Below are 12,504 nucleotides of genomic sequence, written 5' to 3'. Positions count from 1 at the left end.
TTAAACAAAGAAAGGAGGGGAAATACAAACAAAGCGCACCATTTAGACTTCGAAGTCTAAATTGTATTAAAGATCTACTTTAAGTGTCAGCACATAATTAATTTTCAATTAAGTGCTGACTATTCATAGCATAACTAGTTAGTGGCTTTTAGTTAATCTGAGGACCTATTCACTACTTTGGGATTGCTGAATAAGTAATAATAACTCTGCAGTGGCGGTTGCATCGGCAAGTGCCCGGTGATGGCTGGTTAAATTTAAATTAAAGTGCGATGAGAGATTGCCCAGCGAATACGACTTTAAGCCTTTAAACGCTTTGCGCGACTCTACCACGGTGCACATTTTTGGCATTTTAAAAAAGTGTCCTGCCATCTCGCATTCTTTTTTAATAAAGCCGTAGTCAAAATTAACGTTATGGGCTACAAAAATACTGCCTGTGAGTTTATCTAACAATGGCTGTGCTATTTCGGCAAATACAGGGGCATTGCGCACCATGCTGTCGCTAATACCGGTTAATGACGTTATAAATCCGGGTATGTGCCGCTGTGGATTTACAAGTGTCGTCCAGGTGTCTATTACTTTGCCGTGCTGTACTTTTACAAGGCCAATTTCGGTAATGCGGTTACCGCCTTTTAAACCGCCTGTGGTTTCTATATCTACTACGCTGTAAATACGGTTTGGATCTACAAACCATTTAACCGCAGCAATGTGGACTGTAAAGCCCACATTTTTAAGGTTATCAATAGTGGTTAATTGGTTTCGCCTAAGTTTGTCGCCCGGCGCTTTTACCTCTTCAAAATGTACTTTGCCATTATTAATTACCATTAAGTCGGGGTAGCCGTCTTTTAGTTGTAAATAATGTTTACTCATATTGGTTAAATGGGTAATTAATGCATCAATTGGGCTATTTAAAATGAGTGCTTCTAACGGTTGTAGTAGCTCTTTATGCCATCTAAATAAACCATTAGGTTGATCAAAGTATTGCGCTGCATTTTTACACACTAAATTAAGTAATGCTTGCGACGTTTGGCATTGCGCTAAACGCTCATTTATTTGTGTTTGCTGCGCTTCATAAAAATTACCAAGCCTTAATACTTGCGGATAAATATCAAACTCATTACATGGCGGGTAAGGCGACTCTACAAATAACTCGTGCCAAAATACTAAACCAAACAAACTTTGCCAAAGCGTGTTTTCGGTATTAAATACAGCCATACCTTGGCGAGTATAATAATCGTTTACGCCCTGCTCTACTTCACCTCGGTACAGTTCATCTATTTCTAGCACGCACTGGGTATCGCTAAGCATGGCACTTAAACGCGACCGTGTTTTTTTATTAAACTTACGCATTAAAAAATCGTCAGCAAAATAAAGTAAATCATCAGTAAGCGGATTTTCAATAATCGCTTCTAATCGTGCTTTTACCCACTCTTTATTACCAAGCCTGTATTGCTCTCTTATTTGAATTTCTTGTGCTTCGCTATCATCCACGCACCCTTCAAGTAAGCTAAAAGCAAGTTCGCTATCAACTGCCTTTAGTTGCCTATAAAGCCTTACTAATAATTTGTTTTTTAACGCAACAGCAATGGCACCGTGCGCAGCTTGCATTAAAACCTGCGGCGCTAAAGCAATATAATCGCTCTCATCCGTTATATTTTTAAATGCTAACCGATAACGGTTTAATAAATAGTTCGATTGCGCTTCATCAAGTGTTTCAAAGCGCGACAAACTCTCGCTGTGCCCTTCGCGCGTAGCGGTTAAACCTAAATCTCGCATTACAAAACGATTTTGATGATTCACATCACCACTGCTTAATTTGCCTGCAAATAAAAACTCAAAATACTCGTAGTAATCACTGCGGTTATTAATTACATACTGGCTATAAAGTGGCGCAAGCTCGTGTGGGCATGTTTTAAAAAACTCACGGGCAATATCCACCAGCGCGCCTTTAGCGGCGCTCTTTTTAAAGCTTATTTGATCAGGGTAATTACTTAGTAACTCCAGCAAAGCAGGTTTGGTTAAGTGAGCCAAAAGCTGCGAGTAATGCTGCTCGTTTGGCTCAAATAAAATGCCCGCTTTTTTTAGCGTATAAATAGCCTGATGCGGTGATGTTATTTCTTCGTAATTAAGTGACTGCGCTTGCACCAAATAAGGCTTGCGCGAGTACACTCGCGCCAACATGCATTGGCTTTGCTCATCTAGCTGGTTAATTTTACTAATAAATTCACTATGTTTAGGCTCAAGTAAATGCATACATTTACTTGTTACAAACTCAATAAGCTCTCTAAAATGCGCTAAATAGTATTTTGCTGGTAATTCTTTTTTCATAATATCGCCACAACTGTATATAAAAACAGTATCTAGTATTTTCGCTTATTATTCAATCTTAAACTTGTAATCAGTAATGCTTATAGTTGCCATATAAAAATAATATAGAGTCAATAAGCACTAAATGTAAAAAGCGACATACTACAAGCCATACAACACAAACAGAGCATGGTCATACACTGCAAAGGCGGCACTGGCCGCAAAGGGTTGGTAGCTGCATTTATTTTAAATTTGGGAGGTTACACAAAAGAAGAAGTATACAACCGAGTACAAAGCACTCACTATAGAACTGCAAAAAGAGAGCTTTGAGGGGTAGGAAAAAATTTAGCACTATGAATAGTGCTAAAAATATTTTTAATACTAGTTATGGGTTAGCGGTTTATGAGTTTAACTACTTGTGAAGCTCTATTTCCTGAGAAAAGGCACCATAAACCTCAATATCATTTGTTGGTATTTGTATTAAGCCGGAAGGGTAGCCAAACTTACCTCCAAGCTTTTCAAAGAATGACCAATCAGACTTTCTAAAAATAACTAAGTAAGGATTGCTGGTATTCTGTTCCGTTGATTTCAAGGGAATGAGTATATTACCTTGTTTGTTTATAGGAATTTCATATTCTGAGTTAAATGTGCTTCCATATTTAACTATTCGATAAAGACCCTCTTTGTCTTGGTTGTAAAGAACTGAAATGTAATCACTAGGATCAGTAGTATCGCTTAAGACTAAAGAAATCGATATTTTTGTTAATTCAGAACTATTTGATAATTTAATTTTATCCACCCCCTTAATAGCGGAATTAGCTGGGGGAGCAAGCAAGTAACTTACATTAAAAAAGTTCCCTGTATAGTACTTAACATATGGAAACCCTACAGTACAAAGCCAAACAAAAAGAAGAAACACAATTGATTTTCCCGTAATCTCACCATATTGTTTATTTTTGTAATTTTCATAGGATGACTGAACATATTTATAGAAAGCTCCTCCAGCTGTGTAAATACAAATGAAGTAAAACAAGACTGATATTATAAAATCACTTAAGACAAACTCAATATCCGCAAATTTGCTAAGTAATGGTCCAGCAACAAAGGTCGCAACGGAAACTCCAAGAATGGTTGAAAAATCGGATAAAATAGAAAGTTTATCTCTAGAACTTCCATTTTTAAAATCGTGAAATATATCCTTCATCTATCTCTCTCTAGACGGAACTTAGTCTATGACATTTGTTGCTTTATAAATCCACAAATGTCCCTATATTACAATGCATTTACCTTAACCACCAAATAACCACATGTAAACAATTACTAAACCTCATATCAGTTTATGCAATCGCTAAAATACACAAAAATGGGTGGGAACAGTAATATTGAACAAAACAAGCACTGTTCATACAAAGTATGTTGTTTAATGAACATTCATATCATGAAATCATTTTTTAACTATGGCTATCGAATAAATGCGCCTATTTATCTTTATTTTAAAACTATTGAATTCAAAACTTTTAATAATTAGGCCACATCTTCTTTAAAAAAGGCGCTACTTAATTTCAAAGTACTTAAACTAACGCTTTCAAACTAAAGCCTTTAAAGCACTGCTTAATTTATACCCGCTAAATCGTTATACCTGCACAAATGTATTCAGCCATAGCGCTTTACGATATTATGCTCCTTTATATTTAATTTATATTTCAGGGCATATAATGACAACGCACACACCGCCTTCCCACTCAGCCAACACAGCTGAAAACACCTCTCTTTTTTACGTTATATTTATCTCTGCAGTGGCTGCTATTGGTGGCTTTTTATTTGGTTTTGACTCGGGCGTTATTAACGGCACGGTGTCGGCACTCGGTAATGCATTTAATTCAAGCAGTGTGGCAACAGGGTTTAACGTAGCGTCTGTGTTACTTGGCTGTGCCTTAGGTGCTCTTGCTGCGGGGCCGCTGGCTGATAAGTTTGGCCGCCGTGCAATTATGATCATCACTGCTATTATTTTTGCCATTAGTGCGTTTGGTTCGGGCATTAGCGAAAGCTCTGCGGAGTTTATTTTTTACCGTTTATTTGGCGGTTTAGGGATTGGTGCAGCATCGGTATTAGCGCCAGCTTACATTGCTGAGGTTGCGCCACCCGCACTACGTGGTCGTTTAGCTACACTGCAACAACTCGCTATTGTACTAGGTTTATTTGTGGCATTTTTAAGTAACTATTTAATAGCTGATGCAGCTGGCAGCGCGCAAAATATTTTAATGCTTGATATAGCCGCTTGGCGCTGGATGTTTTGGGCAGAGCTTGTGCCTGCAGTATTGTTTTTAGTGGGTGTGTTGTTTATACCGGAGTCGCCTCGTTATTTAGTGGCGCAAGGTAAAGTAAACGATGCCAAAGCGGTATTTAGTAAAATTTCGAACGACAATGTTGATGCGCAAATAAGCGATGTTAAACGCTCCTTGCATAGCGATACAAAGCCAAGTATTCGCGATTTATTTATTGATGGCAGTAAAAAAGTACACCCAATTGTTTGGGTAGGTGTGGCGCTGAGTGTATTTCAGCAATTTGTAGGTATTAACGTGGTGTTTTATTACGGCTCTGAGCTTTGGCAAGCCGCTGGGTTTGATGAGTCACAATCGTTATTTATAAATGTATTAGCGGGCACTACTAATATTGTATCGACCTTTATTGCCATTGCGTTAGTTGACAAAGTTGGCCGTAAACCACTGCTGCTTGTAGGCAGTATTGGTATGTTTATTAGCTTAAGCGCGCTTACTTATATATTTGGCAGCGCAGGCCTTGATGAAGCAGGCAAACTTGCGCTTAGCGATAACATGGGTACGTTTGCACTTATTATGGCAAATTTATTTGTGGTATTTTTTGGTTTAAGTTGGGGCCCTATTGTATGGGTATTATTAGGCGAAATGTTTAATAACCGTATTCGTGGTGCAGCGCTTGCTGTTGCTGCCAGTGCGCAGTGGATTGCTAACTTTGCAATCACCATGACCTTCCCTATTATGCTTGCCAATATAGGCCTTGCCGGTGCATACGGCTTTTATGCGTTATCAGCACTTATAAGCATCTTTTTTGTTGTTAAATACATTAAAGAAACGCGCGGTAAAACGCTCGAATCTATGTGATTTTTTAAAAGCGGTGATACTAGTCGCCGCTTTGCCTTTGTATAAAGCAGCGTTATCTAGGGTCTTATATGGACTCCCTATATAAATAACCTAAAAGTTAAATAGCAATCTTTGCTCATTTATTTTAACTTTATAGCCATTGCTCTATTACCTTTTATTATAACTAATCTATTTAAATTCCTTTTTAGAATATCAATAATTAGCTATTGTCCGCCCATTCCAACTTTATGTGTCTACTAAAATGAAAAAACAGTTAATATCAGGCTTAGCTTTAACGTGTGCGTTAGGTTCGTTCAGTGCATTTGCTACTAATGGGTATTTTACACACGGCTACGGCATGACCCACAAAGGCATGGCTGGCGCAGGTGTAGCGCTGTCAGAAGAGTTAATGTCTGGCGCTAATAATCCTGCTACTTTTTTGCCAAACGGAACACAGCTATCTCTGGGCTTAGAGCTTTTTTCACCTGAGCGAAAATACACTGCATCGAAAGTAGATACTTTTTACCCTGACGCTTTTTATCTTGAAGCAAAAACACAAAAAAGCGATAACTCCGTATTCGCAATTCCAGAATTTGCTATTGGCCACCAATTAAATGAAAAAGTAAATATTGGCTTATTAGTGTATGGCAATGGCGGTATGAATTCTGAGTACGGCGCAGAGTCAGCTCCTGAAGGAACCTTTTATGGTGGTACGGCAGGCGTTGATTTAAAGCAGCTCTTTATTAGCCCAACAGTAAGCTATAAGTTGAATGAACAAACACGCCTTGGTGTATCCCCTATTTACGTGGTGCAGCAGTTTGAAGCACAAGGGCTTGAAAACTTTGCTCCTTTTTCGCAATCACCAGAAGCGCTTACAAATAATGGCACCGATACAAGCACAGGCCTAGGCATTCAACTAGGTATTAGCCAAGATATAAATTCGTCATTAAGCTGGGGGGCAAGTTACCGCTCATCAGTGTCGATGGAAGAGTTTGATAGCTATAAATGTTTGTTTGCAGAGCAAGGCGGATTTGATCTGCCAAGTTCGTTTCAAATTGGTGCAGCTTATAAACTTACACCTAGTAATCAGGTGGTATTTGATTGGCAAAAAATAAATTACAGCGAAGTAAAAAGTATTTCAAACCCAGTTGATAACTTGATGTCAGCGCCTTTAGGAGCTAACGCAGGTGCTGGATTTGGCTGGAACGATATGACTATTTATAAGCTTGGCTATCAGTGGCAGCGTACATCGCAACAAAAGATTCGTTTTGGGGTGTCTTACACCGAGCAACCTATCCCTTCGTCACAAGTTATATTAAATATTTTAGCGCCGGGCGTTCAAGAGTGGCATTTTACAACGGGCTTTAGCCATTCTTTTACCAACAAGGTACAATTAAACGCTATGGCTTTTTATTCGCCAGCTAAAAAAGTAACGGGTGCTAACTATTTAGCGCCAAATCAACAACTATCAATCGAAATGAAACAAACCGGTTTAGGTGTTTCTATTGTTTGGGAAATTTAAAAAATGGTAACAGAATTCACCCCCGTATCGGCTGCAATAGGCGGTGCATTAATTGGTATAGCGTGTACGTTATTACTGGTTTTATACGGAAAAATTGCAGGCATATCGGGCATTGTTAAGTCTGTATTTGCTAAAGCAAATTCGGGCTCGCGTTGGCAGTTATACTTTATTTTAGGGTTATTGTTGGCAGGTGTAGCTGTAAGAGTATTTGCCCCTTCTTTATTGGAGGGCGAATTACAGTTGCCGCCTTGGCTTATTATTGTTGCGGGGCTTTTAGTTGGCGCAGGCACAACTTTAGCTAATGGATGTACAAGTGGCCATGGCGTGTGTGGCATGTCGCGTTTTTCTACCCGCTCTTGGGTTGCAACGTGCACATTTATGCTCGTCGCCTTTATTACAGCAAACCTTGTAGGATAAATAATGAAAGCAATTATGATGGTTTTTATAGGCTTTATATTTGGCTTAGGGCTTATTATTAGCGGTATGACAAACCCCGCTAAAGTAATTAACTTTCTTACCTACGGGAACCAATGGGACGCAAGCTTAATTATAGTGATGGCTGTTGCTATGCTAATAATGATGCTTACATGGTTATGGGTTGCAAAAAAAGAGAAGCCACTTATTTCAGGCACATTTAATTTAAGTGATTTAAAAAAAGTTGATTCGCGCTTAATTATTGGCTCAGTACTTTTTGGTTTAGGGTGGGGTTTAAGTGGCATATGCCCAGGCCCGGGCTTGGTTCAATTAGTGTCTCTTAAAATGGAGTTTTTATTATTTTTTGCGGCCGTGCTAGGCGGTATGTGGTTAGCTAAAAAAGTATAATATTTGCTGCCGACTAAAAATCGGCAGCTACTTTTTCCAAACAAAGGAACATAACTTGCTGCAATATATATAAAACTATATTGAACAGGCTTAAGTTATGCTAAATAAAGCGCTGGAATTTTCTAACAGCACACCTTGGTTAAGCGTAGCGTCCTCCCTTTTACTTATAGCTATACTACTGTTTTTAATTCGTTTTTTTGTAATGTACTGGCTAAAAAAATGGACTTCAAAAACCACGTTTATATTCGATACTTTACTAATAGAGTCAATATCTAAGCCGCTAACACTACACAAGAAGCGGCTAAATTTAATAGCGATAAAAAATAAGCGCGAGATAAATTCGCGCTCAAATCACTTTAAAACTTATACGTTATTTGCCCTACTATTTCACGTGGGCTACCCGGAAAATGGCCATTACGCTCAGTAAAACCACTTACTGCGTATTCTTTATCAAATAAGTTATTAATATTTACGCTTAATAAAACATCATCAAAGCGAGTGGTCCAGCTCATATCGAATACGGTAAACGGTTTAACTTTTTGCCCTACTCTGCTCAACTGCTCACTTACGTAATTAGCACCAAATGCGATTGATGAGTCAATTGAGTCAATAGCGTAACGAGTCCATAAACCTGCCTGATGGCGTGGTGCATTAGAAAAGCGCGAACCATCGCCAAATGTATTTGAAACAGTGTCGCCCGTTACTCCTTTAACTACTTTTGTATCGTTGTAAGCGTAGTTTGCGGTTACCGTCCAATGCGCTGATAAATCGCCCACGAGCGTTGCTTCAAACCCGCGACTTTCTACCTCACCTATATTTAAAAGCGCAGCAATACCGTCACCCGCTCCTAAGTCCTCTGGGTTATTCATTACTACGTTTTCTTTATTAATTTGGTATATAGCAAAGGTGCTCATTATTTTGCCATCAAGCCATTGGTTTTTCATACCAATTTCAGTTTGTTTACCTGTTTCTGGCTCTAGGTTACCTTCGCTTTCTACATCTTCTTGATCGGCCGATGATGTTGGGTTGAAGCTCTCTGAGTAGTTAATATATACCGATGTATTTTCAACAGGTTGGTAGGTCACAGCAACACGTGGGGTTACGCCGTTATCTGAGTAACTAAAGCCAGTTTCTTGGTTAAACTCTTTAAAGTGGTCATAACGCAGGCCTGCAATAATAGTCCACTGCTCGCCTATGCTTATTACGTCTTGTGCGTATATTCCAAAGCGATCGGTATCTACGCCATCGCGGTTTAAATCGGTTAGGTTATAAGTGCTTGGGTCGGTTTCGCCGTAATTTAAATTAAATATGTTTAAATTAGCAACGCCATCGGCCTCAAAGCGGGCACGCAAGTAATCGTACTCGGTATCTACGGTGTGGTAGTCGCCACCAAATAAAAATTGGTGCGCTAACTGCCCTTGTTCAAAGCTATAAACAAAATCAGTGGTTAAACTAATTTCTTCGTTTGCACGGTATTGCTTACGGTACTCTCGCCCAATTGTCTCGTCGTCAATGTTTGCTAAACCATCGCCGTTTACATCTATCCAATTTTGCGACTCATGGTAAGCTTGGTCACGTTCGTTATCTAAATAGCGAAGTGTTGAACTAACCGAAAAATCATCACTAAAATAATGACTTAGATCTGCTTGAAGCACTAACGCTTCCATGTCTTGATAATCAACCGCTTCGTTGGCATTATAACTTGGGTCAACTAAAAAATTACCATTGTCGTCAACAGGTACGCCACGTAAACGATTACCCCCTAAGTCTTGTTTGATGTAATCAACACTTGTGGTTAGTGTTGTTGAATCACTTAAATCAAATAGCAAACCGCCAGTAAGTTCGGTATTTTTAGCGTCTGCGTTATTACGAAAGCTGTCTTGCTCTTCATAAAAACCACCTAATCTATAGGCCATTGTGTCGCTTAAACCACCGGTCATATCGAGCGACGCACCACGTGTATTAAAATTACCTAGTGTTAATTTTAGCTCTTTGCTTTGCGTATAACTTGGCTTTTTAGTGACGTAGTTGATCATTCCACCAGGTTCACCACCCCCATATAAAGCAGATGCAGGGCCTTTTAATACTTCTACGCGTGATACATTAAATAACTGCGGTACACCAAAGCCCGAATACGGGTCGCCACGTACACCATCGTAAAATACGTTAGCGTCGTCTCTAAAACCACGAAAAGTTACACTTGAGTAGCTGTACTCACTTACACCCGCTATTGAGCGATACAAATCGGTAATGTCGCGGGCTGCTTGGTCAATTATAAGTTGCTCTGTTAAAACCTGAGCAGACTGAGGAAGCTTAATAAGATCTAAATTCGTTTTAGTACCAATCTTACTTTCGGTTTCAAGATAAAACTGCTGAGCACGACCAGTTACTTCAATTTTTTCAATGTCTTTATTTTGCTCGGCAAGTGCCAAATGAGGAAAAGCAGATAAAGACGCGGCAATACTCAATGCCAAATAGCTAGGGTTAAACATGATAATTCCTGAGAGGAGCGCAAGTAGTTAATAAGCTAAATGATAACTCTTATCATTTTTAAAATCAACGAAATTGAACTTTAACACTTCTTAATTTTAGAACGAATAATACTTAAAACAGTGAGTTACTTGATGAGTTATTACATAAATAAGTAATAAAGTGACTAACAGAACTAGAACACCAAATTGATATAGTATAACATAATGCAAAATGTAATTTAGCAAGACTCTAAAATGATAAATAAACTGCCCGTCACAGTGTTATCTGGTTTTTTAGGCGCTGGTAAAACAACCGTGCTCAGCCATATCCTTAATAACAGGCAAGGTAAAAAAGTCGCCGTTATAGTTAATGATATGAGCGATATAAATATCGATGCAGCAACAATTAAAAGTGGTGTATCGCTAAATCACAGCGATGAAAAACTCGTTGAAATGAGTAACGGCTGTATTTGCTGCACTCTACGAGAGGACTTACTTGTTGAAGTTGGCAAGCTTGCAAAAGAGGGCCGCTTTGATTACCTCGTTATTGAATCAACGGGTATATCTGAGCCCCTACCGGTTGCCGAAACATTTACCTTTGCTGATGAAAACGGTATTTCACTTGGTGATGTTGCCACCCTTGATACCATGGTAACCGTAGTTGACGCGGTTAACTTTTTAAACGATTACGAACAAGCAAACGATCTACAAGATACTGGCGAATCGTTAGGAGAAGACGACGAGCGAAGCGTCGCTGACCTACTTGTTGATCAAGTTGAATTTGCCGATGTTATTTTAATTAGTAAAACTGATTTAATTACAAACGATGAATTAAACCGACTTACTGCCATTTTAAATACGCTTAATACTCAAGCTAAAATTATTCCTATATCAAACGGTAATATTAATATTAATGAAGTGCTAAACACCGGCCTGTTTAATTTTGAGCGAGCCCAACAAGCTCCAGGCTGGCTTAAAGAAATGCGCGGTGAACATATTCCCGAGACCGAAGAGTATGGTATTAGCAGCTTTAACTATACGGCGCGCCGCCCATTTGATCCTGAAAAGTTTTATAACTTTCTTCACAGTACCGAAAAATATGGCAAGCTTATTCGCTCAAAAGGTTACTTTTGGCTGGCTACTCGGCCTTTATTTTGCGGGCAATGGAGCCAAGCAGGCGGTATTGCTCACTACGGATTTGCTGGCATGTTTTTTAAAGCCATCCCCCAAAAAGAGTGGCCTACAGAGCCCGAATTGCTTGCTGACATAAATAATAAATGGGTGGAACCCTTTGGCGATATGCGTCAAGAGCTGGTGTTTATTGGTCAGTCTTTGAATCAACAAGCGATGATTGAGGCTCTTGATGACTGCTTATTATCAGAAGACGCCGTACTTAAGGGTAAGGACTTTTGGAGAACCTATAACGACCCGTTCCCTATTTGGGAGGAAGAATAATGAACGCACTAGCCCCTTTAACTCACTCTACGCCAGCTACAATGCAGCTATTGCGTAAAGCGGCTCAAAGCACTAATGCTAATGTACTTCCGCAAATTTATAACGAAGATACCAACATTGTTATTTGGCAAAGAAGCGCAGCCGAAAAGCTAACAAAAGCTGTTAATACACTCATTGCCACCAGCACGTTAAAACCATTAGAACTTGCTGTATCGCCCGATGATGCGTTTGATCAGTTAATAAAGGAGCTTAAGCCAGAAGATAATAACCGCGATGAGGTTAATACACTTTGTGAAGACATTGCCCTACTTGTTGAAATGTTTTGCTGCCTGTTTGATTTAAAGCGCGCAGGTTTAAGACTAAAAGTATTGGATAAACCCATGTGTCCGCGTTTTCATGTAGACAAAATTCCGTGCCGATTAGTTACAACCTACCAAGGCGTTGCTACGCAGTGGTTAAATCACAGCGATGTAAACCGCTCAAAGCTAGGTACTGGTAATTTAGGTAAACCAGATGAAGAGTCTGGATTATTTAAAAGCTTAAGTAATATTAACCAGCTAACAAAAGGTGATGTTGCCCTGCTTAAAGGAGAATACTGGAATGACAACGAAGGAGCCGGTTTAGTGCATCGCTCACCACCGGTAGCTGCAAACGAGCAACGCTTATTGCTAACCCTAGATTTTATTTAATACGCTAAGTATTGCATTACATAAAAAACGCTCCATAAAGGCTGTCTCTTGATCACAAGTCTGGCTCAAGAGATTTTGCTAAATCGTAGCCTTCCAGGATGGCTTGTAACTTAAGCCATCCT

At 39.3% G+C, this 12,504-nt stretch carries 9 protein-coding genes and 1 pseudogene; 7 read left to right on the top strand and 3 right to left on the bottom strand.

Annotation, left to right across the window (positions count from 1 at the left end; all coding sequences use genetic code 11):
• Positions 1–165: 165 nt before the first annotated feature.
• On the bottom strand, positions 166–2,325 hold the full coding sequence (locus GQR55_RS08535; protein ID WP_166420246.1) for an exonuclease domain-containing protein: 2,160 nt from the start codon (positions 2,323–2,325) through the stop codon (positions 166–168).
• A gap of 129 nt (positions 2,326–2,454) precedes the next feature.
• On the opposite strand from GQR55_RS08535, the pseudogene GQR55_RS08530 reads away from it, so the two are divergent.
• Positions 2,455–2,641, top strand: a pseudogene (locus tag GQR55_RS08530) (tyrosine-protein phosphatase); the annotation flags it as partial.
• A 75-nt stretch (positions 2,642–2,716) separates the two neighbouring features.
• Here GQR55_RS08530 and GQR55_RS08525 read toward each other — a convergent pair.
• A complete protein-coding gene (locus GQR55_RS08525) occupies positions 2,717–3,508 on the bottom strand; it encodes a hypothetical protein (RefSeq protein ID WP_166420245.1) in 792 nt (263 codons plus the stop codon).
• 511 nt (positions 3,509–4,019) lie between these two features.
• On the opposite strand from GQR55_RS08525, the gene GQR55_RS08520 reads away from it, so the two are divergent.
• The 4 genes from GQR55_RS08520 (at position 4,020) to GQR55_RS08505 (ending at position 7,767) form a co-directional block, all read left to right on the top strand.
• Positions 4,020–5,444 carry a sugar porter family MFS transporter gene (locus GQR55_RS08520; protein ID WP_166420244.1) on the top strand — a complete coding sequence of 475 codons (1,425 nt, stop codon included), beginning with the start codon at positions 4,020–4,022 and terminating at the stop codon, positions 5,442–5,444.
• Positions 5,445–5,685: 241 nt separating this feature from the next.
• A complete protein-coding gene (locus tag GQR55_RS08515) occupies positions 5,686–6,945 on the top strand; it encodes an outer membrane protein transport protein (RefSeq protein ID WP_166420243.1) in 1,260 nt (419 codons plus the stop codon).
• Between the two features lie 3 nt (positions 6,946–6,948).
• Positions 6,949–7,362, top strand: coding sequence for a YeeE/YedE thiosulfate transporter family protein (locus GQR55_RS08510; protein WP_165740903.1), 414 nt, complete (start codon positions 6,949–6,951; stop codon positions 7,360–7,362).
• A 3-nt stretch (positions 7,363–7,365) separates the two neighbouring features.
• Positions 7,366–7,767, top strand: a complete 402-nt coding sequence (locus tag GQR55_RS08505; protein ID WP_165728566.1) for a DUF6691 family protein — start codon at positions 7,366–7,368, stop codon at positions 7,765–7,767.
• Positions 7,768–8,123: 356 nt separating this feature from the next.
• Here GQR55_RS08505 and GQR55_RS08500 read toward each other — a convergent pair whose 3' ends face one another.
• Positions 8,124–10,259 (bottom strand): TonB-dependent siderophore receptor, encoded by a 2,136-nt coding sequence (locus tag GQR55_RS08500; protein ID WP_166420242.1) that lies wholly within the window; start codon positions 10,257–10,259, stop codon positions 8,124–8,126.
• 234 nt (positions 10,260–10,493) lie between these two features.
• Here GQR55_RS08500 and zigA point away from each other — a divergent pair, with 234 nt between their 5' ends.
• The gene (gene zigA, locus GQR55_RS08495; protein ID WP_166420241.1) at positions 10,494–11,693 is read left to right on the top strand and encodes a zinc metallochaperone GTPase ZigA; all 1,200 of its coding nucleotides are present in this window, start codon (positions 10,494–10,496) and stop codon (positions 11,691–11,693) included.
• Positions 11,693–12,382: a DUF1826 domain-containing protein gene (locus GQR55_RS08490; RefSeq protein WP_166420240.1), complete on the top strand. Its 690-nt coding sequence runs from the start codon at positions 11,693–11,695 to the stop codon at positions 12,380–12,382. The genes zigA and GQR55_RS08490 overlap by 1 nt, the downstream gene beginning before the upstream one ends.
• Positions 12,383–12,504: the final 122 nt, after the last annotated feature.

The organism is Pseudoalteromonas sp. Z1A8 (genome assembly GCF_011378855.1).
In the GTDB taxonomy this organism is placed as follows: domain Bacteria; phylum Pseudomonadota; class Gammaproteobacteria; order Enterobacterales; family Alteromonadaceae; genus Pseudoalteromonas.
This window is presented reverse-complemented; position numbering and strand designations above follow the sequence as displayed.

Excerpts from the sequence above, each read along its gene's own strand:
- GQR55_RS08535 (WP_166420246.1), bottom strand. The coding sequence starts at position 2,325 with ATGAAAAAAGAATTACCAGCAAAATACTATTTAGCGCATTTTAGAGAG.
- GQR55_RS08525 (WP_166420245.1), bottom strand. The coding sequence starts at position 3,508 with ATGAAGGATATATTTCACGATTTTAAAAATGGAAGTTCTAGAGATAAA.
- GQR55_RS08520 (WP_166420244.1), top strand. The coding sequence starts at position 4,020 with ATGACAACGCACACACCGCCTTCCCACTCAGCCAACACAGCTGAAAAC.
- GQR55_RS08515 (WP_166420243.1), top strand. The coding sequence starts at position 5,686 with ATGAAAAAACAGTTAATATCAGGCTTAGCTTTAACGTGTGCGTTAGGT.
- GQR55_RS08510 (WP_165740903.1), top strand. The coding sequence starts at position 6,949 with ATGGTAACAGAATTCACCCCCGTATCGGCTGCAATAGGCGGTGCATTA.
- GQR55_RS08505 (WP_165728566.1), top strand. The coding sequence starts at position 7,366 with ATGAAAGCAATTATGATGGTTTTTATAGGCTTTATATTTGGCTTAGGG.
- GQR55_RS08500 (WP_166420242.1), bottom strand. The coding sequence starts at position 10,259 with ATGTTTAACCCTAGCTATTTGGCATTGAGTATTGCCGCGTCTTTATCT.
- zigA (WP_166420241.1), top strand. The coding sequence starts at position 10,494 with ATGATAAATAAACTGCCCGTCACAGTGTTATCTGGTTTTTTAGGCGCT.
- GQR55_RS08490 (WP_166420240.1), top strand. The coding sequence starts at position 11,693 with ATGAACGCACTAGCCCCTTTAACTCACTCTACGCCAGCTACAATGCAG.